Here is a 22344-nt window from a genome sequence, read left to right as displayed (position 1 = left end):
CCCAATCCTATTTTCGCAGCATGCACATCGGACTTTAACAGGTCAAAAGCTTTATTTTAAAAGGGTTTTACCATTATTCAGCAGACCCTAATTAGGGACAGTAAATTGCATAAACTTGGCGGGTACTGCACAATGATTTCCAGACTCCCCACTATCGCCATCAATCAAAATATAGGCTGTTCCATCAACGATCGCTAATCCTTCTGATGACTGGGGTAATTCTCGAAGTATTTCAGGTTTAAGGATCGTATTCGGTTTGAGATCCTCAGCCGATAGTTTCCAAAAAACGAAATTATCTTGACCATCTTTCGGCCCGCCAGCAATTCCCCAAATCTGGTTATTATCAAAGGTAATTTCTCTGATTCCCCGTCCCCCTAAATCTAGAAGTGTTGCACCATCGAATTGATAGTTATCCAGATTAGCCATTGATAGTAAAACAGCATAATTATTAGCGTCTAATGTGACAACGGGAGAACGTAAACCTATCCAAATCTTGAATTTTTCAAGAGATAAAGGATCAGGAATCGCCACTGCTCCTTCAGCATTAAAAGCATTAGCTTGTTCACACCGATTTTTGTCTCCTAATGATTGATCAGCTTGGGTTTCCGCCTCATCAATAGCACGACTCACGGCACTGATAATCTTGTTAGAATTCACATCTAGATATTGGAAGAGAACTTGAGAATTGATTGGAGGACTTTGGATCAGTTTGCCAATAGTTTTTAATTGATTCCCCGACAATTGAGCCTGTACAAACCGTTGTCTATTTGCTTTGATCTCACATTTATTGTTACGACTGTGAGAACCGAAGAGAAGCACTCTATTATTATCTAATTTTGCGATCGCTTCAATATCATTTATATTTTTCTCTAAGGCTAACTGACTTTGACGAGTTGAGTCTAATTGGCTAGAACTCACAGGATAGAGAAATAGAACGTCTTTTTGTTCATTATCTGCTACTAAAAGGCAATTGCCTCCTGATTCTGAACAGGTTACTTGAACGACCGCAGAGGGTTCACAGACGGGATATTTTCCGAGTAGATTCTCAGCCTTAATATGAGCGATCGGGAAAATCAAGCTGAGAAAAAGAGTCAAGCTGAGTCCTAATAATAGTTGGAAAAGGTGATGAACGGTATAGGTTTTCATAATTTATTGTCTCCCAGGAGATTGTGAATTTTTGATTTCAAAAAACCTTCCACTGCTGACGACTCAGAAAGAAACCGTGTCCCCCGGGGTTACTACACATTAATCCCGTTCTTTGTGAGATACATTTAAAGCCTGAATGTTGCCAAGTTTTTCCATAAGAAAGGATGTTGTTAGTACCAGCAATGGTATCACTTATACAAAGAACTTCTGGTTTACCTTGTTGAGGGAGTAGAAAACCGGCCCCCCAATCAAATTGACAATAATTAGGATAAGGTTGAGGGGGTAGAGGATTTAACATACTTTGGGTCTCGCACCGTAGCATATTATTATCTTTCCCAATTAGAGCGCAATAAATGTTACCACTTGGCATCACAAAGCTAGGGGGATTTTGCGCGTTAAGTTCACTGGACAGCACGGTTATAACACAGGCGCTCAAAGATAAACAAACAGGGATGCTAACTTGATTTGTTAGAGTTTCAATCATGTTACTAATGTTGTTAGGAGTTGAGCAATACCTGATCAAGTTCAGAATCTAGTTTGCTAGTTTGATAAGGTGGACGACCATAACCCATAATCGTGCTTCCCTGATGGTTTACTCGTTTAACCTGATTATCAACATTCCCTCGAATCGCAACAATTGAACCATCAGAATTTACTTTTTCGACAATGCCAACGCTATCAGGTGATCCATCATTTCCCCAGTCAAAGAAGACAATATCCCCGACTTGAGGAGTTGTATGCCACCATCCATGTTCTTTAAACCATTTTTTTGCGTGGGGATGATAGGCAAAACCTTTATCTGTGGTAATTTCTAACGGTAAACCCGCATGATAAAAGCAGTAAGAAACAAATATTGCTGCCCAAGGAACATGATTCATACCATACCAAGCATTGTATTTAGTTTGGTCAGAACCTGAAGGGGTTTCTTTTGTACCTATTTCACTAATGGCAATTTGTAAAACGTCTTGTGCAGTCGTCATAATTTTAGTTTCTTCCTAAATTACTTGGATTTTGAGGTTAATTTAAGCTTTTAAAGATGAGGTATGGCTTAATTTTTCTGTTCAATCCCATACCTCACCCACATCTAGTAATCACTTAGTCGGGCGTAATAGGTGCTGTCCATGCTTTATTCCACGAGATAGGACCAAGAACACCATCAACTGTTAGACCTTTTTGTTTTTGGAATTGTTTTAGGACATTCTCATCTCGTTCCTTGAAGACACCATCAGCCTCAAGATTCCAACCTCGGTGAATCATTTGTCGTTGCCACTGCAAGACATCATCTCCTCGCATATAAGGGCTAGTTAGAGCAATGAAACGTTCCCAAACTGGATGTTCCTCTTGAGCAGGGGGGACTAGACCATGATAAGGAGGACGACCATAACCTAAAATCCCTTTTTTCTGAGTTTTACGGCAAACTTCGCCACCGTTAGAGTCACCAAAACCATCAGAGGTATTCCCTTCAATAGCAACAATTGAACCGTCAGAATTAACTTTTTCAACTATACCGACATGATCGGATACATCATCACCTCCCCAATCATAAAAAACAACATCACCCACTTGAGGATCTGTATGCCACCATCCTTTATTTCTAAACCATTGCACTCCATAAGGACAATAAGCAAACCCTTTAGGTGTAGTAATAGGTAAAGGTAAGCCCGCATTGTAAAAGCAATAGGAAACAAACATGGCACACCAAGGCTGATAATCCATACCATACCAAATACCAAATTTATTATGGTTAGAATTTTTTGGGTTTTCTTTGTAGCCAATTTCCCGGGCTGCAATTTGAAGAACTTGTTGTGCAGTAGTCATAGTGATATTCCTCGATAAAGTAAAGGTAAATTGGCAGTTTTCTAGGTTAAGATGGGCTAAAACAAGCGTTTAACCTGGCCATTCCCCCCCAATTGTTGAAATGTTTTTCGGCTTCGCTGTTAATCTCAGAGAGCAATCGCGGCTTACCGTTGCCCGAGCCTGGAAAAACGACATACATAATACCGCTACTCACACCACCTGTTCGGGGACTAGAAGGAATGCCCAACGCTTCAGCAAGGGCAATTGAACCCTCGCCAATTTTGTTGGATGGACCAACATCTGCACAAATCGCATTGACAATCTTGCCGTTTTTACCATTAAAAACCACGGCAAAATCCCCCAGTTTTGCCCCGGCACTGCCACCACCGGGGAGAACAATATAGGGTATCCGAGTAGAATCAACATAGCGACTGGGATCAGTTTTTGCCTTAGTTCCATCCTGTAAAGCTGTCATAGAGACAAAATAACCTTGATAGGGTCCAGAGGTTTGCTCATAAGCTCGATTAGGATTTTGAGGGTCAGGGACAAGAATATTCTTCCACCAAGACGTATTTGGATAACCGGCATTTTTTAGATCATCTAAGCCAATATTGTCGGGGTGATAAGCATTAGGCGCACCATCGGCATCAATACTCATTTTTGATTGATAGAAAAAAGCGGTTTGTCCTGCAATTTGCCAAACAGAATGACCGCCAATTTCAAAGAGTTTCGTTCTTGGTTCACAGCTTATGGAAGAAGCTGCAATTTCTAAAGTAATCTTTTCAGTAGCAACAGAATGATTGTCTTGATCAAATCCTCGCGCTTCAATTTTACGTTTACCGTTGTCAGTAAAACGATAAGAGACTGACCAATTGCCATTAGAAACTGAGCTATTACCGAAGTGCCACTTATTTTCTGCCCACAACTCAATCCGAACAATTTCATGACTTGCAGTGCCTTTAAAAGTAACATTATCTGTCATGGCAAGTGTGGCATTATTACTAGGTTGATTAATTTTGATAACCATTAATTTGATCCTCAGTCAAGTAAAAAGTAAAGTGTGGGCGACATTTTTGAGGGAGAGAAGTGCTAAACAGAGACTATTTCTTTCTTTCTCAAAGCACCAAGCTCTTTCTCAAGAATCATTTGAATTTCAGGAATAGCGGGTTTATAAGGGGGATTAATATTCAGGTCTGTCCAGCGATTTTTAACACTTTCATGCAAATTGCTAACATCCCCTTCAAACTGACGAGGTGCTGTTCCCGCTACATTAAATGGCCATTTTGACGTATTATCAAAACGCGCACTACAATTGGGATGAACTCCATGTTGAATATAACTTTTATCTAAGGCCAAACCCAAGGCTTCGACTTGTTCCATCATCCACAATAAAGCTCCATCGGATAGGCCAGATTCTTCCTGAGAACCTCCACCAACGCAACCATGACCCCCTGGAAACCAAACCTGAACCACTTGTTCTTTTTGTTGTCTGATGTGGGTAGAATGGGGACGCATTAGTGTTACATCAAAGACCTTACGAATTTCATCAATGGCAACTGCATGAAACGCTTTTTCAATTGTAGGATTGATGGTCGAATCATAAAAGCGATAACGTTCGTTGAACTTTTCATCCAAGTGCAGAGAATGGACGATATCAGGGATACCTAAAGAAGCAACCGTATCCCAACAGCATAAGGCTTTAATGGGAACTCGTCGTCCATACTGATTACGGAAATCAATGGCATTTTTACCGTTAGGTGCGTTATTTGTGTCTTGTTTTTCTCGGTAAATTTCGTAGGCTTTGGGGATTTGTCGGATAAATTCTCGATACAACAAACCACAATTATAAATTAACCCAGCTAAACAGCGTACAGTGTAAGCTCCCCGACTAAACCCAAAGAGATAAATTTCATCTTCAGGTTGATAGTTTAAGCACAGAAAACGATAGGCATCCTCAATCTTATGATCCATGCCAATGCCTAAAGCACCTCCAGCAATTTTAATTAAAGTATCAGTTACCTCGGCATTAGATTGTTTTGTCCCAATCCCTTCGTCATAGTAGATGATTTGACGGATGGGGTTGCCCTTACTATCATCAAGTGGTGTGATAGCTTGCACCATTTTGACAACATTGGTAGGATAACCTTGTCCTAAATCTTGCCAAGTTCCATCACAACAAACAATAAGACGGCTTTTCATAGCGATGAACCTCCTAGGTTTCTTAAAACTCGCCAGTTTATGGAATATTTGAGGATTCTAGTGAATCATGACTCAAAATTATCGAGATTTTCCTTAAGGTAAAATTTCCGCAAGACTCAACCAAGACAAAGGAAGTTCTAACTCTGTTCGGAAGTGATATAGATGAGTTAGATAGCTGGCGTGACTAGGTAAAATTAGATGCGGTATTTATACTTACTACTTTAGATCGTCTATCAGAACTTGCTGCCCTAAAGACGGCAAATTAATACATTTCTTTAGATTTATGTATATAAGTTTACAGAATATTGTTGAGCTATTTATTAATAAAAAAAGTTGAGTTTGATTGCAAACCATCTTAATACCTAAGCTCGCCAACCTGAACTTTAGCCGATTCTCGATCGCAATTTTAGCCCACCCTAGCACTGCGCTCTTTTCCCACAAGGATTTTTACCAAGAAAAATGATCTGTCTGCCTGAGAACAGGCTATAGTGATCATCAAACCCTCAGTGAAAAACTTCCCGTGTCTTCAGTATTCCGCCTTCCTCCCTATTTTTCCCCCGCTCTGCAGCGTCGAGTCATCAAAACTCTCGCCGCAAAAAAAACCCGTCAATTCTTGACATGGGCGGCAGCTTGTGCTAGTTTTTTGATCCTCTGGGCGTGGAATTGGCAGTTAGTTTTGGCCACTTTAACCGGGGTGGGGGCGATGATCGGAGTTTACCATCTCCAGGGTCAAAACTGGCGCTCGCTGTGGCTGTGGGGGCGTGCTTTTTTCAGTGCCGATAGCGGTAAGTTAACTTTAGCGGTAGTCTGTGGCGGTTTGGGCAGTTTAGCCACCTATCTCGCTCTGGCAATTTGGACTTATGCCGAAAATCGCTGGTTGGCCCTGGCCTCAATTTTGCAAGGATTTGGCACGGTTTTGACTTTAATCCTGCTAGGATGGCATTTTCTCGACCATCGCGGTCAAAATGAGTCAAAAAACTTTGATCGCTGGTTAGAAAAATTAACAGTCAATGATCCCTTAATGCGCTTAATGGCAGTCCGACGTTTAAGTGAAATGCAACTTTCCCCCAGTCGTCGAGAACAATGCCAAGAATACTTCCGTTATCTTCTCTCGCGAGAAACCGATACGCAAGTGCGATCGGCTTTACTCGATAATTTTGCCAGCAAAGAAGCAACCAAACCGCAACCTCTACAAATGCCGCTATCGGTGAGAAAATCCGTCCTCAAATCAGTGAACAGTAAACAGTAATCAGTGAACTGAAAACTCACATCTGATACTAAATCCGTTAAGTATAGGCTACTTATGAGGAGAGGCAAAAGGGAGAATAAATAATCAGTTTTTAATAACCGGATTTAGTATGATAACTGATAACTGATAACTGAATGCTACCCCACCATGAAGATAACTGCTATAGTTAAAGCTAAGACTAAATGCTGACTGCTAGAGGCTGAAGACGATATTTTTTTACACCAAAGTTAACTCGCGCTCCTCGATATTTTGGAACATCAGCGTACTCAGATAACGTTCCCCGAAACTAGGCTGAATCACCACAATTAATTTACCCTCATTTTCCGGTCGTTGGGCCAATTGAATCGCCGCACAAAGATTAGCACCGGAAGAAATCCCCGAAAGCAAACCTTCTTCTTTTGCCAGACGACGACCAAATTGAAAAGCTTCCTCATCACTGACAGTAATTACCTCATCAATCAGATCTGTGCGTAAAACTTCCGGAATAAAACCCGCACCGATACCTTGAATTTTATGGGGACCGGGATTACCACCAGAAATCACTGGACTATTGAAAGGTTCCACCGCGACTACTTGAAAACTAGGTTTACGGGGTTTAATTGCCTCAGCGACTCCCGTAATCGTGCCTCCAGTACCCACACCTGCAACAATAAAATCTACCTGTCCCTCCGTATCTTGCCAAATTTCCTCAGCAGTGGTGAGACGGTGAATTTCTGGGTTAGAAGGGTTGCGAAATTGTTGCAACATATAAGCGCTGGGGATACTATCAACGATTTCCTGAGCGCGTAAAATTGCCCCTTTCATACCTTGGGAACCGGGGGTAAGTTCTAGGGTAGCACCGTAGGCTTTTAACATCGCCCGGCGCTCTAAACTCATCGTTTCCGGCATAGTTAAAATTAAGCGATAACCCTTAGCTGCCGCAGTCATCGCTAGGGCAATTCCCGTATTGCCAGAAGTGGGTTCCACTAAAACCGTGGTTTCTGGATTGATTAAACCCGCTTTTTCGGCGCTATTAATCATGTGAGTGCCAATCCGGTCTTTGACGGAAGCAGCGGGATTCATCCCTTCTAATTTCATCACAATTCGGCCAAGACAGCCCTCCGCTTGGGGAATCCGATTCAATTGTACTAAAGGTGTGCGGCCAACCAATTCGGTGACATCGTGAGCGATACGCATGATATTTTCTCGGTCTAGGTGATTCGTGTGCTTAGTTATAGCGGTAAGCTCTGTGCTTTAGCGTTTGAGAATTTCCTCACTAGCCAAGGAGGCGCTATATAGCTCACTTATAGCAAAGGCCAGCCCTAGATCGGCAAAATTTCCATTTTCCTTTGTTTCTTCAGTCGGTCCGAGTTGATTCCCAGAAACAGGCAAAACTACTATGACCGAATAAGATTGCTTTTTTCCAAAAGCTTATACTTGTATTAAAATAACTATAGATTAAGTTACTAAAGTCAGAATTACGGTCATGACCATTCAATCTAATCTAGCTATATTGAAAGAACAACACATAGAAATTAAGGGCTATTTGATCGATAGTTTAAAAGCACGTCATCTAGAATGGATTGTAGAACATCTTGATGATCCTGTAGCGGCGGAATTGTTCCAGATTATCATACAAGAACGAAATGATAGAGCCAAAGTTAATTCAAATCAGTCCTTGCAAATATCCAGACACGAGGGCAAAATTGAACAGTTAGGAAAAAGTAATCAGAATTTATACAACGAGAATGTTGAGCTTAAACAAGAAGTCAGTTATTGGCAAGAAAAAGTTAATGAATTGCTACAAAAATTAGAGCAGTTACGTCAAGATTTATTAGACTTTGATCAATCTGAGATTTATCGTTTAGGTCAATGGTTAAAGGCTAGTCTATCTAAAACTGCCCGGGAACGTCAACAGGCTTTACTGGAAAAGGAATTAGTTCATAAAGACAGTTATAATCTAGCGGTGAGCGATCTAAAAAATACTATTCAGCAACAACAGGATGGGATTACACAAATAAAAGAGCGAGCAATCTCTACAGTTGAATCTCTGGAAAAAACTAATGATAAACTACGAAGACAACTGGGGGATATTAAAAAATATATTATTAATAACTATGGCGATAAAAAGTGGCAAGAAATCACTCGTTACTTTGCAGATGACCAGGAACTGAAGCAATGAATTTACTAAAAGAAATGAGCTATCGCCAATGGCAAAAAAGAAATAGTGAAGTATTTCATGGTCTTTCCCCAGAGCAACAAAGACAAGCGAGAAAAAAGGGCTATTATAATATCGGCTGGGGAAAGGTTAAAAGCTCTTGGGAGCTTCTTCAGGATTTTAAAAATAATACTTATAAAGTTGTCAGTTTATTTGAGCATGAATTAAATAAGGGAAGTCTTGTCAAAGCCATTGATTTAGCAATTATTGAGTCTGAAAATGCCAAAAAAATGTCTGAGGAAGGAAAACAAGAGTTAGAAAAAATCTCTAAAAATTTGCATGAAATAGCAGATAAAGCTTTGGCTAAATATCCTTTATTATGATTATTCTGTACTGCCATGACTAAAATATCAAAATCAAAGTTGTCTCAATTATATAGCTCCGATGAAATTGCAGAAATCTGGAATGCTAATCAACATCTAGCAGTTATCGAACATCCCCAAAAAGGATTAATTAGCCCGAATCAATATCGAACAATGGCCAAAGAAAAACCCTGTCCTTTTTGTGGCAAAAAGATGAAACATGGCGAAGAATTTAAAACTTCTTCTCAGTCAGAAGCGGTCAAAAGGGGTTACGAATATAATAATTCTCAAGGGGAAAAAGTTATTAATCAAATCAATCAGATATTTTTTCATCCCAATTATGTCACTATCGATCATATAATTAATAAAGCCCGCTGTCCCGAAAAAATGTTTGATTTTGACAACTTACAACTGGTCTGCTGGCAGTGTAACCAAGCAAAAAGTGATGATAATGCCTATGAACTTCGTCACACTTATGAGTATTTATCTAGCCTAGTCGATGAAACAGCACTTCGTTATCCTCTTCTTGAAAAGACCAATGACTTAGCAGAGTTTAACAAATTTTAATTTTAATAAACTTTAATTAAGTTTATAATCTGATTAAATAGCCTTCAACTCTAATCGAAAACTCATAGTAAAATTCCACTATAATTGAATTGAGCTAATCTGAGTCAAAATGAATAACTTGTTTGCTTTTGCCTTAGGTCTAAAAGAGACAATTTACACCTATCATTACGTCGCACTTTAGCAAAGGCGAATTTAAAGTCCGGCTAAATTTTTGTGAAATTTTCTTGACTATTATGACAAAAGATGCTAGTTTTTCAGATAATTATCAGTAGTTTTTGGTGAAATTATCACAAATTACTGGCAAGTTTAACTATTAAAAGAGGGTGAGCACCCAGGGACAAATCCGAAACCTAGCTGCTAACAACCGAAAAAGTTAGGTTAGTATGAGGGGAGATACCCTCTGAGGAGTTGCACTAATTATATGGACATCAAATTAATCTTGTTGGCATTGACGGCCGTATTCACTGTCTCTTGTCTCTTTTTCGGCACCCGCAACGGTTTTTACGATAGCGATAACTACGATGGCAATGGTTCCGCTCACTAACCAGTCATCATGATCAGGGTTGCCATGGTTCAACGCTCTACTGCCGTCTGGGGGTCAAAATCCCTTTTATCCTGTTTACCTTTTGGTGTCGGTCACGCATCAGAAGGGGTTTGTCTCCTACTGAAAATCGGTCCCTATCGCATACTTTTAGATTGCGGTTTGGCCGATATGCAACCCCTGACCCAAAACAAAAAACCCCCCGTGGATCTGGTGTTCTGTAGTCATGCCCACAGCGATCACATCCGTGGGTTAATGGCTCTCCATCAGACCTATCCCCAATTGCCAGTTTATGCCAGTGAGGTGACAGTACAACTGCTGCCCCTACAATGGCCGGATGCTGCCGAGGAAATCGGCAGTTTCTGTCAGGGTTGTCCATGGCGATCGCCGATCACTCTCTTTGATGATCTCACCGTCGAGATTTTTCCAGCTGGCCACCTCCCTGGGGCCGCCGTGGTTCTATTCACCTACAAAACCCCCAAACGCACCTATAAAGTCCTCTATACCGGCGATTTTTCCCTGTCTAATTTTCAACTGGTGGAAGGATTATCGATCGATCTGCTGCGGGGAGTATCCCCCGATGTGCTGATTATTGAAGGCAGTTACGGCACAGAACGCCATCCCCACCGACGACAGCAGGAAAAACAGTTGATGAATCGCATCTATCAGGCGATCGCTGAAGGGCAAAATGTCTTACTACCCGTCCCCGCTTTGGGATTGGGTCAGGAAATTTTAAAATTACTGCGGTCGCACCACCAATTCACAGGCCGCGACATTGATATCTGGGTTGGGGGCAAGATCGCTAAAGCTTGCGATGCCTACCTAGAAATTTTACCACAATTTCCCGCATCTGTCCAGAATTTTGCCAAACATCAGCCCTTATTTTGGGATGAGCGCATCTGTCCCCGGTTGCGAAGGTTGCCAGAAAAACCGACACCTCTAGGGGGAACCACTCCGATAATTCTACTAATCGATCGCCTAGAGGAGGTGAGTAAATATCTGCAAGGGGATAAACCTTGGTTAATGTTAGCTCCCCAACACCTGCACGATATCAACCTGGAGAATCCCCGATTAAAAGCGGCACAGCGTTCGCGATTAATTAGCCAAGAAACCTATCTACTGGCCGAACATAGCGATAGTCGCAACACCACCCAACTGATCCATAACCTGCGACCACAGCATATCATGTTCGTCCATGGCTCGCCCCTATATCTAGCGGATTTGACCAGTTTAGAAGAATTACAAAGCCGTTATCAACTCCATTCTCCGGCCGTGGGAACTCTGGTGGAATTGCCTATTGGCGATCGCTTTATGCAACCGACACCCCCGGCCCCCAGTTACTATGAGGGAGAATTAAATGAATCGGATTTGATCGTCACTATCACCTTACCAGAGCCGATCACCCGGGATCCCCGGTGGAGTAATTTCGCCGATACGGGACTGGTGGAAGCGCGCTGGCAAGGGGAAGAATTATTATTACGGGGAGTCTCCCAACGGGAATTATTAAGCGAGAGTCCCAATCGCATCACCAAAGCTTTAGAGGAGATGGATTGCTGTCGTGTCTGTGTCCACTACAAAAGTCAGCGCTGTTGGAATCCCGCTTCTCCCCTCTACGGTTTTAAAGTGGTTGCCGAAGGCTATTGTCCCGTTTTTGAAGCCAATATATAATTAGGGTTTGCTGAATAAATCTGAAACTGGCTCTCAAAGGGGAAGTCCAGTCAAAACTTCTACTGTTTCTCCCGCTTGTATAGTAGTTTTACCCTGGGGAATTATGGCTAAAGCATTAGTACCCGCTAAATTAATTAAATTAGCCGAATTGTGTTGTCCGGAAGCGAGTTGAAATTGATAAACTCCCTCGATAATTTCTATTTTTCCCCAGAGATAAACTTCTCTTTGTCCCTTAGATTTGAGAGTATCGCGGGTGACAACTCGCAGAAATTTGTTCTGATATTCTGTCAATCCCGATAATTTTTTAATGGCCATTTGCACGAAGCGCCAACAGCAAACTAAAGCAGAGACGGGATTACCGGGGATACCAAAGTAAATACAACCGTTAGGAAAAGTAGCAAAGGTTAGGGGTTTACCCGGTTGAATAGCAACGCTGCTAATCAGAATTTTTCCCCCTAATTCCCCTAAAATTCCCTCGATATAATCGTAATCTCCTACGGAAACACCGCCGGTGGAAAGGACGATAGCACTAGAATTAATGGCTTTTCTGATCGTTTCTCTGAGAAGATCGGGATTATCTTTGATTATACCTAAGGGTCTGGGAATTGCCCCTAAACTGGCGACAAATGCGGTTAAAGCGTAGCGATTCGAGTCAATAATTTGACCTTTTTGGAGGGTTTCATCGGGATTAATTAATTCATCTCCCGTGGAGAAAATTGCCACTTGGGGACGGGAAAACACTGTTAATTCGGTAGCTTGTGCCGTGGCTAAAACCGCTATTTCTGGGGAATTAAGGGCAATACCAGCTTTTAATAAGGTATTTCCCGCTCGATAGAATGTGCCGCGTTGACGCACGAAAAGACCTATTTTTTCGGGAGGGATAAGAATCGCCACTCGCTCGCCTTTTTTGTCAGTATTTTCCTGCATAATAATCGTATCACTGCCGGCGGGTAACATTGCTCCTGTAAATATTCGGGCTGTTTCTCCGGGTTGAATAATTTTTTCGGGGACTTTGCCGGCGGGAATTTCGGCGATAATCTTTAAAGTAACAGGATTTTCTGGATTAGTGTCTTTGACATCTTCGTAGCGGACAGCATAGCCATCCATAGCAGAATTATCCCAATAGGGAAAGTCTAAATCACTGCTGATATCTTCGGCTAAAATGCGCCCAAAAGCTGCCTCTAGAGAAACTTTTTCTGTTTCTTGTCGGGGTTGAATTTGAGTTAAAATTATAGATTCTGCTTCTTTGACTGAGTACATGGATTTAAAAAAATGAACCGATTAGCTAGATTAAGGGTGGAAGATATACAAGCTTGGGTCGGGGAAGTGCATTTATCGGATCTGAAGGGTCAGACTCCCTATTATATACCGGTTTTGAACCAAGTTAATACCGAGGTTTTCGCTCTCCAGATTCACTGTCTTGAGGGGGAGATTTTGTCTTGGGGAGATGAAACTGTAACTTTTCCTTTGATGAGTGTGATTAAACCTTTTTTGTTATTATATCTTTTAACTCATTTAGGGGAAGATGCTGTTTTTCGTCGCGTGGGAAAAGAAGCTTCTAGTTATCCTTTTAATTCCTTAACTCAACTGCAAGAGGATCGCGGTTTTCCCCGTAATCCTATGATTAACAGTGGCGCGATCGCCTTGACGGATTTATTAGCAGGAGAAACGCCAGAATCTCGCTGTGAAAATTTGCTTTTATGGTTAAATGAAATGGGTAATTGTCAATTATTTCTCGATCACTCTGTGCTTGAGTCTGTTCACTCCTATCCTAAAGCACACAATCAAGCTTTAAGCTTAGAATTAGAAAAAAATGGTTATATTAGTCATCGTTATTTAGCCCTAGAAACCTACAATCGAATCTGTTGTTTATCTGGAAAAATTGCCGATCTTGCTAATTTAGGTAAGTTGATTTTAGCTGCTCCTTTTGGTGAAATTATTCTAGAAATTATGACTAATTGTGGACTCTACGAAGCTTCCCAACAATTCGCCCTTGAGGTGGGTTTTCCCACTAAATCGGGAGTCAGTGGGGCGTTATTATCAATTGTACCGGAACAGGGCGTTATTGCTTGTTATAGTCCGCTGTTAAATGAGCAAGGTAATTCAATTTTAGGACTTAATTTGCTAACACATATAAGTCATTTTGTCAAGTAAATTTAATCTATGAAAATAAGCTTTAATTCCTCAAAAAAATACCGATACTTTTTCTGATTTTTCTTGCCAAGTACCGTGAAAACTGGGAGGGATAAAGTTGATTTTGTCAAGGATTGTTAAGATGCGCTTACCCTGATAATTCCAGTGATCAATTGGCTATCCTGATCATCTCTGGTGATTTTCCCGCAGCATAAATATCCCACATTGTCCTATAAGCTTTTTCTAAATTGCGGGTAAAACGAAGGGTATCAAATAACGGATAAGTAAGACGATTTTGGGCTAGTTTCTGTTTAATTTCCTGCAATTTATCAGGAGATTTTGCTAAATTAATCGCTAAATTTTTATACTCCTCTAAATTCTTAGTAATTAATTCAGGTAGGCCAATAGCTGTCAGTAAACTAGCACCAACACGGGAAGGAAAAGTTGTACCTGGACAAGTTATAATCGGTAAACCTGCCCATAAAGCATCACTCCCAGTAGTATGAGCATTATAGTATAAAGTATCAAGAAATAAATCAGCTAGTTGATGTCGCGCCAAATGTTCCGGCTTAGGTTCGAGATGGGCAAAAATTAAGCGATCACCCTCAATTCCTCGCGCTTGTGCTTCCCGACGTAGATTTGCTTCAGCTTCAGCTACTCTCGAAAATAACCATAACACACTACCGGGAACATTAGCCAAAATTTGCATCCATACAGTGAATATTTGCGGCTCAATTTTATAGGTATGGTTGAAACAACAAAAGACAAAACCCGATTCAGGAAGACCATACTGGGAACGAGTAACAGGTTTAGATGATATAATTTGTTGATAATCATTAGCCTGATAACTATCCGGTAAAATTACTAATTTTTCAGTAAAATTATCAGCAGATTCCGGTGGGGTAACTATGGCATCACTAATAATATAGTCGATAAAATCTGCTCCCATTGTCCCCGGATAAACCAAATAATTAACTTGAATCGGTGCAGGTTTTAAAGCCAATATTTGCGTCCGCGCCTTATCAATATACCCCATCAAATCAACTAAAATATGCACCCCATCATTAAAAATCCGTTGTGCAGATTCCGTAATTGATAAAGTAGCAATATCATAAAAGCGATCGCAATCATTAGCAATGCGACGACGATATTCACTACCATCATCAGGACCATAGGAATAGGCAATTATTTCAAAGTTATTGCGATCATGTAAACCAAACACACTTTGCATCAAATGACTGGTGGGATGGTTACGAAAATCATGGCATAAATAACCTATTTTTAATCGTCCAGATCGGGTGCGGGAATGGTTAAAGTTGAGGGATTTAGTCCCTAAGGCTAATTGTCTTTTAACCTCTTGAGCATAGTTACAAGCTACTTTCAACTGTTGACTAGCAGACCAAGGTTTATATAAGGTATCAAAGGGAGTTACTGCGGTAGATTTTCCCTCTTGTAACTGTTTTTCGGTTAATTGCCAAAGTTGGATTAAATCAGCTTCTCTTGTGTTCCAATTACAAGTCATTTCCTTCATAGAAAATAAGCAAGCAAAAGCCTCTAATGAATTAGGTTGAATGGCTAAAGCTTGCTTAAATACGCTCATAGCTGCTTCTACTTTGTCCTGTCTTCCTAAAGCTAAAGCCAAACTATTATAAGCTTTAATGTATTTAGGATTAAGCTTAATTGCTGCTTGAAAATAAGCGATCGCTTCTTCAGTCTTTCCCTGTAGTTGTAACACATTGCCTAAATTAAAGTGTGCTTCTGAATAATTAGGGTTTTTCCTGATTGCTTCTTGAAACTTGACCCTGGCATCCCCTAACTTATCCTGCATTTGTAAGACTAAACCTAAATTATTATCAGCAAAAGCATAGTTTTGATTGCCACAAATGGCTTTGTTAAAGCAAATAATCGCCTCGTCTAAATTTCCATTGCTAACTGCTATTATTCCTAAATTATTGTGAGCTTCTGCATAATTAGGATTAATCAATAAAGCTTGCTTATAAGCCAAAATAGCTTGATTAATTTGTCCTAAACTATCCATGATCACCCCCAACTGATGCCAAGCAGGTGCATATTGGGGAGATTGATTAATTAATTGTTGATAGAGAGCGATCGCTTCTTCAAGCTTAACCTGTTTTTGCAAGGTGTATGCTTGCTGATAAAGGGTATCTGCTGGCGAAGTATCAAGCTGATTATTTGCTATATTTCCTCCAACTAAAGGAGAAATAGGATCGAGAGTAATAATTTTACTGATGTCATCATTTTGAAATCCTAAAGCTTGGGGACGTTTAACTCCTTCTAAGATTTGTATATCATAAAGTTCGGTAACTTCACCTTCTAAGCGTATCCAGTGAATAACTTCACCTGTTTTCAAATCAATAATTAGCAGACCACAGCGAGGTTCTGCTTCTTTAGCCATTAAATTATCATCTAAGATTAACCCCGAAAAAGTCTTATCTCCCCCACGACTTTTAGATAATCCAACAATGGCATAATTTCCGACAAATGCTAAACCACGCAGAAAACCAGGACAAAAAGTAACAGGCTCAAAAATGCCTTTGTCTTGCTCAATATAACCAAAGTAACCCGTACCCGCATTTAATAACCATAACTTACCCTGATAAAATCGGGGAGAATGAGGCATAGATAAACCAGTAGCAATCACTTCATTAGACTGAATATCAATGACACAACCGCCAGTTTGTCTTCTATCTCTCCACCCATCCACCACATCTGATTGACTACAAGCGGTAACATAACGCGCCTTCCCATCTACCAAAGCTAAACCATTGAGATGACAACGATCTTCATTGACTAAAGCGGAAATAAACGATGGTTTCCATAGGGGAATACAACTATGGCGATCGCTGACTGTTGCCAGACAATTTAACATGGTACTGATAAATATAATTCTTTCAGATAGATTTTCTATTGCCAAATCGTGAATATCTAAATCCCCAGTAGTATAACTAATGCGGGGGATATAAAGTTTATCGTAACCATCATAAAGCTGTTCGGATAATAGCACATTATCTAGTTGCCAGATTTGATAGCGGGAACTAAGATAAATCCTTTCTGGGGTAGCATATAAACCCATGGCGCGGTCAAATATCCGCTCAAATCCCGACATCCCCCTTTGAGGGTTAACTCCTAAAAACATCAGTCGAGAACTTTGATAGGTAGTAAAAGCCAGACTAATCTGCTGAGACTCTAACCAATCAATGAAGTTACGGGAAGCAATTATTTCTACGGGGATAGATTGATTAGTATTGGGAGTTGATAGTTGTGTATTCATCGGTTGTCTAGCCTGTAGGGTGTGTTAGCCTGTAGGGTGTGTTAGCGATAGCGTAACGCACCAATCTAATAATAGAGTTGGTGCGTTACGGCGGATTGTTAATTTTGGTTTTTTGACGGAATTGGTAGCTGCCTAACGCACAGAAAACGGGTTTCTAAATAGAAAGAAAACGGGTTTCTAAATAGTTTCTTGAAGAAACCCGTTTTCTAGGTGACTTAGAAGGAGAGCTTAGACACTTAGATAAAGAAGCTACTAACATTAATGCTTCCTAAAGCAGGTAAAGTACCAGTAAATCCAGTGATATTTACTAATAAATCATTGCTGGATTGGAAGCCATCTGTGCTATCATTAATAATTAGATAAGTTCCAGCGATCGCACCAGTTGTTACTTGCACTAAGGCAGCACTATTAACCCCTAATCCTTGATTGCCTGTGGTGGCTCCATTGGCATCAGTAAATACTTGATTGACTAAATTCTGTAAAGTGGTGACAGTGCTATTAGCAGCGCGACTGAAACTAATCGGTGCATTGGTGGCGAGTCCGCCTTGAGTTAATAAGTCGATTTTATCACTATTGATGGCAAAATCCGTGATACTATCGCTTGCGGATATGGTGGATTGGCCAAATTGGAAGATAAAAGTATCTGCACCTGGACCACCAGTTAGAATATCAGCGCCATTAGCACCATTAATTTGATTAATGCCACTATTTCCGGTGATATTATTGTTACCAGCGTTACCTGTACCGTTAATATTATTACTGCCAATTAGTCTCAGGTTTTCGACATTATTGGGTAGGGTGCGAGTGAGACTGCTTTGCCAAGTATCAGTAATGATAACTTCTCCTATTCCTCCTTCGGGGTTAATGGTAGCATTAACTGGATTTGACAGGGTTATTGTAAAAGCTTCATCGGCTTCGTTGAGGTTATCATTGAGGATGGGAATGCTAATAGTAGCGGTGGAAGTATTAGCAGCAATGGTGATAGTTCCGGTTTTGCTAGTGTAATCTACATCGGCGGTAGCATTAATCGGTGCAGTGGTATAATTGAAGGTAATTGGTTGCGGATTGGGGTTATCAACTGTGACGGTGAGGATGGCATTATTATCTTTACCTTCGACTACGGTGATGTCATTGATGGAGAGTTGGGAAAAGTCGTCATTATTAATAGTACCCGTAGCTGTATTAGGAGTACCTACTGTATAACCTGTCCCGGTCGCAAGAGTTAAAATGACAGTTTCATCGGGTTCAACTGTTGTGTCAGCAGTGGGGTCAACTATTAAAGTCGCAGTGGATGAATTAGCCGCAAAGGTGACACTGGTGGAAATAGATGTGTAGTCTGTCCCGTTGGTAGCTGTCCCACCGATTGTGTAATTGACAGTTAAAGCATTTGTTGTTACACCAGAACGGGTGAAGGTATAGACTAAGTTAGCTGTCCCGTCTTCAGTAACACTACTGGGAGAAACTGCAAGAGTGACACTGGTATCATCATTATTAATTGTTCCGGTAACTGCGGTAGTTGTCCCAACTGTATAACCAGTCCCGGTCGCGAGAGTTAAAGCAACAGTTTCGTTACTTTCAACAGTTGTGTCAGCAGTGGGGTCAACTATTAAAGTCGCAGTCGCTAAATTAGCCGCAAAGGTTACACCTGTAGGAATAGAAGCGTAATCAGTTCCATTATTTGCTGTCCCACCAATACTATAGTTAACTGTCAAAAGATTTGTTGTTACTCCACTACGGGTAAAGGTGTAGATGAGATTACTTGTCCCGTCTTCAGTAACACTACTAGGAGAAACCGCAAGAGTAATACTAGGAAGTATGACATCATCATTAGCAATCGTTCCCTGTCCCTGGTTATCGGCTATGGTAACGTTACGACCATTAGCATTTAGACTACTCAGATTGACGAAGAAAGTCTCGTTACTTTCAACTTTAGTATCGCCATTGATAGCAACTGTAATCGTCTTAGAAGTCTCCCCTGGATTGAAGGTTAAGGGAGTAGTAGCAATCGCCGTATAATCATTATCTGCTGTCGTAGCGGTTCCATTGGCTGTGGCGTAATTAACCGTTACTGCTGTATCAACTGCATTAGAAAGGGTGACAGTAAATACTGCATTAGTAGTCCCGCTATTTCCTTCTGTAATGGTGACATCAGTAATCGCAATAGATGCACTGTCATCGTTATTAATCGTACCTTGACCTTGGTTATCAGCTAGGGTGACATTACTGCCATTGGCTTGTAAATTGCTGAGATTGAGGAAAAATGTCTCATTGAGTTCAACTTGATTATCGCCATTGACTGGAACTGTAATCGTTTTAGAAGTTTCTCCCGGATTGAAGGTTAAGGTAGTGGTAGGAATAGCGGTGTAATCGGTTCCGGCGGTGGCTGTACCGTTAGCGGTGGCGTAGTTGACGCTAACAACCGTACTGGCGGCACTAGAAAGGCTCACGGTAAAGACCGCGTTGGTTGTGCCGCTATTGCCTTCGGTAACGGTTACGTCGTTGATAGTAAGAGAAATCGGGGGTTGAGAAACATCGGTAATGGTGACGGTGGCAGTGGGGTCGGCATTGAGGAGGACTGAGACGTTGTTGGTTAAACGGCTCGCCACAGCCAAATCGGATTTGCCGTCGCCGTTGAAGTTCCCTACCGTCACGGAAAAGGGACCACTCCCCACGGTAAAGTTAGTGGCGGGTCCAAAACTGCCTGTGCCGGTTCCTAATCGCACTGAGACATTGTCATTGTTGTTGCTGGAATTGTTCGCCACAGCCAAATCGGATTTGCCGTCGCCGTTGAAGTCCCCTACCGTCACGGAACAGGGACTATTCCCCACGGAAAAGTTAGTGGCGGGTCCAAAACTGCCTGTGCCGGTTCCTAATAGCACTGAGACGTTGTTGCTGGAATTGTTCGCCACAGCCAAATCGGATTTGCCGTCGCCGTTGAAGTCTCCTACCGTCACGGAAAAGGGACCACTCCCCACGGTAAAGTTAGTGGCGGGTCCAAAACTGCCCGTGCCGGTTCCTAATAGCACTGAGACGTTGTTGCTGTTACGGTTCGCCACAGCCAAATCGGATTTGCCGTCGCCGTTGAAGTCCCCTACCGTCACGGAAAAGGGACCACTCCCCACGGAAAAGTTAGTGGCGGTGCCGAAACTGCCCGTGCCGGTTCCTAATCGCACCGAGACGTTGTTGCTACTATAGTTCGCCACAGCCAAGTCGGATTTGCCGTCGCCGTTGAAGTCCCCTACCGTCACGGAAATGGGACTATTCCCCACGGAAAAGTTGGTGGCGGTGCCGAAACTGCCCGTGCCGGTTCCTAATAGCACCGATACGTTGCTGCCAATGCCAAAATTCGCCACAGCCAAATCGGATTTGCCGTCGCCGTTGAAGTCCCCTACCGTCACGGAATAGGGTGTAATCCCCACAGAAAAGTCAGTGGCGGCACCGATAATAGCACCGATACGTTGTTGCCGTCACGGTTCGCCACAGCCAAGTCAGATTTGCCGTCGCCGTTGAAGTCCCCTACCGTCACGGAATAGGAACCACGCCCCGCAGAAAAGTTAGTAGCAGGATTAAAGCTGGTGCTGGAGTTGGCACCAAGGATGTAGTCTCCCCCCGATGTCAGGTTGACTTTAACGGTTTCGTTGGGGTCATTTACCGCATCGGATACCGCGACGACATTGAGGGTAGCGGTGGTGGCTCCGGCGGCGATAGTAAATGTATTGGCTGTCACCGCCGTGATATTTGTACCCGCAGTCAAAGTATAGTCGGCAGGAATGGTAGCGGTACTGCCAGTGGTGTTGAAGTTGACCGTTAAACCGCCCACTGGCGCGGCGGTGTCTAGGGTGATGATGAAGGTGCCGAAGGTTCCCCCTTCTACGGGGTTGGTGCCGGAGGCGATGGTGATTTTGGGGGTGGTATTGAGGAGGACTGAGACGTTGTTGCTGAAACGGTTCGCCACAGCCAAATCGGATTTGCCGTCGCCGTTGAAGTTCCCTACCGTCACGGAACGGGGACTATTCCCCACGGTAAAGTTAGTGGCGGGTCCAAAACTGCCCGTGCCGGTTCCTAATAGCACCGAGACGTTGTTGCTACTATAGTTCGCCACAGCCAAATCGGATTTGCCGTCGCTTGTTGCTGGAATTGTTCGCCGTAGCCAAATCGGATTTGCCGTCACCGTTGAAGTCCCCTACCGTCACGGACAAGGGACCACTCCCCACGGTAAAGTTAGTGGCGGGTCCAAAACTGCCCGTGCCGGTTCCTAATAACACCGAGACGTTGTTGGTTAAAAGGTTCGCCACCGCCAAATCGGATTTGCCGTCGCCGTTGAAGTCCCCTACCGTTACGGAAAAGGGACCACTCCCCACGGTAAAGTTAGTGGCGGGTCCAAAACTGCCCGTGCCGGTTCCTAATAGCACCGAGACGTTGTTGCTGGAATTGTTCGCCACAGCCAAATCGGATTTGCCGTCGCCGTTGAAGTCCCCTACCGTTACGGAAGCGGGACTATTCCCCACGTAATAGCACCGATACGTTGTTGCCGTCACGGTTCGCCACAGCCAAGTCAGATTTGCCGTCGCCGTTGAAGTCCCCTACCGTCACGGAATAGAGACCACTCCCCGCAGAAAAGTTAGTGGCGGCACCAAAGGCCATTTCCACACTAATCGCTTGCCCATCAACGGTAATAGTCGCCGCGTCATTTTCGCTTTGTATCGCCGCGATTTGCTCCTCTGTCAGCACTTCTCCCCGCACCAACGCCGAAAATAACTGCCCCTCATCCCCCGGCGTATCGCTGCTGTTGATTTGCGCGTCGATAAAATGCCCAATTTCTTCTAATAACACCGCGCTGAGGGTGGTAGCGTCACCCGAATCAATCAGCGCTTGAGAAATATAAATCCTATTGGTACTGCTGGAATATGCGCCGAAAATCCCTGAATTGCCAAGATTTTTAACTGTAATAGGGGGAAGTTGACTAAAATCTCGACTTTGCCACTGCTGTCGTAATTGCGTCGCTTTAACCACATCATAATTTGTGCCAAAAGCGGTTTCTAAATTCGCCCAAAAGCCATCAGATTGAGCGAAATTAAACAAAATATCGTCAACAGCAGGAATAATCGGCAACAGGGAAAGATTCATGATATTCACCAGAAGGGTTTACTGCGACTATTTTGTGCAAACAATCGCCAATTTTTCAAGGGTACTATAACATAAATTAACATTGATTACCAGAAAACGGGTTTCTCAAAGAAAACGGGTTTCTAA

General features: G+C 42.3%; 20 protein-coding genes. 7 read left to right on the top strand and 13 right to left on the bottom strand.

Features of this window, described 5'->3' with window-relative positions:
* Positions 1-87 precede the first annotated feature (87 nt).
* The 6 genes from BGL89_RS09365 to BGL89_RS09340 all read right to left on the bottom strand — a co-directional run bounded on the left by BGL89_RS09365 (position 88) and on the right by BGL89_RS09340 (position 5142).
* Positions 88-1146, bottom strand: a complete 1059-nt coding sequence (locus tag BGL89_RS09365; protein ID WP_286825485.1) for a DUF3616 domain-containing protein — start codon at positions 1144-1146, stop codon at positions 88-90.
* 37 nt (positions 1147-1183) lie between these two features.
* Positions 1184-1630 carry a DUF6636 domain-containing protein gene (locus BGL89_RS21230; RefSeq protein WP_353743921.1) on the bottom strand — a complete coding sequence of 149 codons (447 nt, stop codon included), beginning with the start codon at positions 1628-1630 and terminating at the stop codon, positions 1184-1186.
* 13 nt (positions 1631-1643) lie between these two features.
* Positions 1644-2126 (bottom strand): CHAP domain-containing protein, encoded by a 483-nt coding sequence (locus BGL89_RS09355; RefSeq protein ID WP_286825483.1) that lies wholly within the window; start codon positions 2124-2126, stop codon positions 1644-1646.
* A 115-nt stretch (positions 2127-2241) separates the two neighbouring features.
* Positions 2242-2964, bottom strand: a complete 723-nt coding sequence (locus BGL89_RS09350) for a CHAP domain-containing protein (RefSeq protein WP_286825482.1) — start codon at positions 2962-2964, stop codon at positions 2242-2244.
* A 46-nt stretch (positions 2965-3010) separates the two neighbouring features.
* Positions 3011-3970 (bottom strand): glycoside hydrolase family 75 protein, encoded by a 960-nt coding sequence (locus BGL89_RS09345; protein WP_286825481.1) that lies wholly within the window; start codon positions 3968-3970, stop codon positions 3011-3013.
* A 62-nt stretch (positions 3971-4032) separates the two neighbouring features.
* A complete protein-coding gene (locus BGL89_RS09340; protein WP_286825480.1) occupies positions 4033-5142 on the bottom strand; it encodes a T6SS phospholipase effector Tle1-like catalytic domain-containing protein in 1110 nt (369 codons plus the stop codon).
* 520 nt (positions 5143-5662) lie between these two features.
* On the opposite strand from BGL89_RS09340, the gene BGL89_RS09335 reads away from it, so the two are divergent.
* Positions 5663-6391, top strand: a complete 729-nt coding sequence (locus tag BGL89_RS09335) for a hypothetical protein (RefSeq protein ID WP_286825479.1) — start codon at positions 5663-5665, stop codon at positions 6389-6391.
* A gap of 216 nt (positions 6392-6607) precedes the next feature.
* Here BGL89_RS09335 and cysK read toward each other — a convergent pair whose 3' ends face one another.
* Entirely contained in the window at positions 6608-7567 is a 960-nt protein-coding gene (gene cysK, locus BGL89_RS09330; protein ID WP_286825478.1) for a cysteine synthase A, read from the bottom strand.
* Between the two features lie 289 nt (positions 7568-7856).
* Between cysK and BGL89_RS09325 the strand changes: the two genes are divergently transcribed.
* The 5 genes from BGL89_RS09325 to BGL89_RS09305 all read left to right on the top strand — a co-directional run bounded on the left by BGL89_RS09325 (position 7857) and on the right by BGL89_RS09305 (position 11666).
* The gene (locus BGL89_RS09325) at positions 7857-8552 is read left to right on the top strand and encodes a hypothetical protein (protein ID WP_286825477.1); all 696 of its coding nucleotides are present in this window, start codon (positions 7857-7859) and stop codon (positions 8550-8552) included.
* Complete coding sequence (locus BGL89_RS09320; RefSeq protein WP_286825476.1) at positions 8549-8911, top strand: hypothetical protein; 363 nt, start codon at positions 8549-8551, stop codon at positions 8909-8911. The genes BGL89_RS09325 and BGL89_RS09320 overlap by 4 nt, the downstream gene beginning before the upstream one ends.
* A 15-nt stretch (positions 8912-8926) precedes the next feature.
* The gene (locus BGL89_RS09315) at positions 8927-9457 is read left to right on the top strand and encodes an HNH endonuclease (RefSeq protein WP_286825475.1); all 531 of its coding nucleotides are present in this window, start codon (positions 8927-8929) and stop codon (positions 9455-9457) included.
* A gap of 421 nt (positions 9458-9878) precedes the next feature.
* Positions 9879-10001: a DUF8629 family protein gene (locus BGL89_RS09310; RefSeq protein WP_002737208.1), complete on the top strand. Its 123-nt coding sequence runs from the start codon at positions 9879-9881 to the stop codon at positions 9999-10001.
* A gap of 24 nt (positions 10002-10025) precedes the next feature.
* Complete coding sequence (locus BGL89_RS09305; RefSeq protein WP_286825474.1) at positions 10026-11666, top strand: MBL fold metallo-hydrolase; 1641 nt, start codon at positions 10026-10028, stop codon at positions 11664-11666.
* Between the two features lie 33 nt (positions 11667-11699).
* On the opposite strand, the gene BGL89_RS09300 is transcribed toward BGL89_RS09305, so the two are convergent.
* Positions 11700-12926, bottom strand: a complete 1227-nt coding sequence (locus BGL89_RS09300) for a molybdopterin molybdotransferase MoeA (protein ID WP_286825473.1) — start codon at positions 12924-12926, stop codon at positions 11700-11702.
* 12 nt (positions 12927-12938) lie between these two features.
* Here BGL89_RS09300 and BGL89_RS09295 point away from each other — a divergent pair, with 12 nt between their 5' ends.
* Positions 12939-13820: a glutaminase gene (locus tag BGL89_RS09295; protein ID WP_286825472.1), complete on the top strand. Its 882-nt coding sequence runs from the start codon at positions 12939-12941 to the stop codon at positions 13818-13820.
* A 148-nt stretch (positions 13821-13968) separates the two neighbouring features.
* Here BGL89_RS09295 and BGL89_RS09290 read toward each other — a convergent pair whose 3' ends face one another.
* From BGL89_RS09290 to BGL89_RS09270, 5 genes are all read right to left on the bottom strand, one after another.
* On the bottom strand, positions 13969-17091 hold the full coding sequence (locus BGL89_RS09290) for a TIGR03032 family protein (RefSeq protein ID WP_286825471.1): 3123 nt from the start codon (positions 17089-17091) through the stop codon (positions 13969-13971).
* A gap of 236 nt (positions 17092-17327) precedes the next feature.
* On the bottom strand, positions 17328-20510 hold the full coding sequence (locus BGL89_RS09285) for a beta strand repeat-containing protein (RefSeq protein ID WP_286825470.1): 3183 nt from the start codon (positions 20508-20510) through the stop codon (positions 17328-17330).
* Entirely contained in the window at positions 20486-21193 is a 708-nt protein-coding gene (locus tag BGL89_RS09280; protein WP_286825492.1) for an FG-GAP repeat domain-containing protein, read from the bottom strand. The genes BGL89_RS09285 and BGL89_RS09280 overlap by 25 nt, the downstream gene beginning before the upstream one ends.
* Complete coding sequence (locus BGL89_RS09275; RefSeq protein ID WP_286825469.1) at positions 21180-21599, bottom strand: FG-GAP repeat domain-containing protein; 420 nt, start codon at positions 21597-21599, stop codon at positions 21180-21182. Before BGL89_RS09275 ends, BGL89_RS09280 begins: the two co-directional genes overlap by 14 nt.
* Positions 21589-22218 carry an FG-GAP repeat protein gene (locus BGL89_RS09270; protein ID WP_286825468.1) on the bottom strand — a complete coding sequence of 210 codons (630 nt, stop codon included), beginning with the start codon at positions 22216-22218 and terminating at the stop codon, positions 21589-21591. Before BGL89_RS09270 ends, BGL89_RS09275 begins: the two co-directional genes overlap by 11 nt.
* Between the last annotated feature and the right edge of the window lie 126 nt (positions 22219-22344).

The sequence above is a fragment of the Microcystis sp. LSC13-02 genome, assembly GCA_002282935.1.
Taxonomy (GTDB): Bacteria; Cyanobacteriota; Cyanobacteriia; order Cyanobacteriales; family Microcystaceae; genus Microcystis.
The sequence above is the reverse complement of the archived record's forward strand: the minus strand, read 5'-3'. Positions and strand labels throughout refer to the sequence as shown.

What these genes read in the sequence shown, in the direction of transcription:
- BGL89_RS09340 (WP_286825480.1), bottom strand. Translation starts at nt 5,142, where the DNA reads ATGAAAAGCCGTCTTATTGTTTGTTGTGATGGAACTTGGCAAGATTTA.
- BGL89_RS21230 (WP_353743921.1), bottom strand. Translation starts at nt 1,630, where the DNA reads ATGATTGAAACTCTAACAAATCAAGTTAGCATCCCTGTTTGTTTATCT.
- BGL89_RS09355 (WP_286825483.1), bottom strand. Translation starts at nt 2,126, where the DNA reads ATGACGACTGCACAAGACGTTTTACAAATTGCCATTAGTGAAATAGGT.
- BGL89_RS09300 (WP_286825473.1), bottom strand. Translation starts at nt 12,926, where the DNA reads ATGTACTCAGTCAAAGAAGCAGAATCTATAATTTTAACTCAAATTCAA.
- cysK (WP_286825478.1), bottom strand. Translation starts at nt 7,567, where the DNA reads ATGCGTATCGCTCACGATGTCACCGAATTGGTTGGCCGCACACCTTTA.
- BGL89_RS09295 (WP_286825472.1), top strand. Translation starts at nt 12,939, where the DNA reads ATGAACCGATTAGCTAGATTAAGGGTGGAAGATATACAAGCTTGGGTC.
- BGL89_RS09350 (WP_286825482.1), bottom strand. Translation starts at nt 2,964, where the DNA reads ATGACTACTGCACAACAAGTTCTTCAAATTGCAGCCCGGGAAATTGGC.
- BGL89_RS09305 (WP_286825474.1), top strand. Translation starts at nt 10,026, where the DNA reads ATGGTTCAACGCTCTACTGCCGTCTGGGGGTCAAAATCCCTTTTATCC.
- BGL89_RS09315 (WP_286825475.1), top strand. Translation starts at nt 8,927, where the DNA reads ATGACTAAAATATCAAAATCAAAGTTGTCTCAATTATATAGCTCCGAT.
- BGL89_RS09290 (WP_286825471.1), bottom strand. Translation starts at nt 17,091, where the DNA reads ATGAATACACAACTATCAACTCCCAATACTAATCAATCTATCCCCGTA.
- BGL89_RS09345 (WP_286825481.1), bottom strand. Translation starts at nt 3,970, where the DNA reads ATGGTTATCAAAATTAATCAACCTAGTAATAATGCCACACTTGCCATG.
- BGL89_RS09320 (WP_286825476.1), top strand. Translation starts at nt 8,549, where the DNA reads ATGAATTTACTAAAAGAAATGAGCTATCGCCAATGGCAAAAAAGAAAT.
- BGL89_RS09310 (WP_002737208.1), top strand. Translation starts at nt 9,879, where the DNA reads ATGGACATCAAATTAATCTTGTTGGCATTGACGGCCGTATTCACTGTC.
- BGL89_RS09325 (WP_286825477.1), top strand. Translation starts at nt 7,857, where the DNA reads ATGACCATTCAATCTAATCTAGCTATATTGAAAGAACAACACATAGAA.
- BGL89_RS09270 (WP_286825468.1), bottom strand. Translation starts at nt 22,218, where the DNA reads ATGAATCTTTCCCTGTTGCCGATTATTCCTGCTGTTGACGATATTTTG.
- BGL89_RS09365 (WP_286825485.1), bottom strand. Translation starts at nt 1,146, where the DNA reads ATGAAAACCTATACCGTTCATCACCTTTTCCAACTATTATTAGGACTC.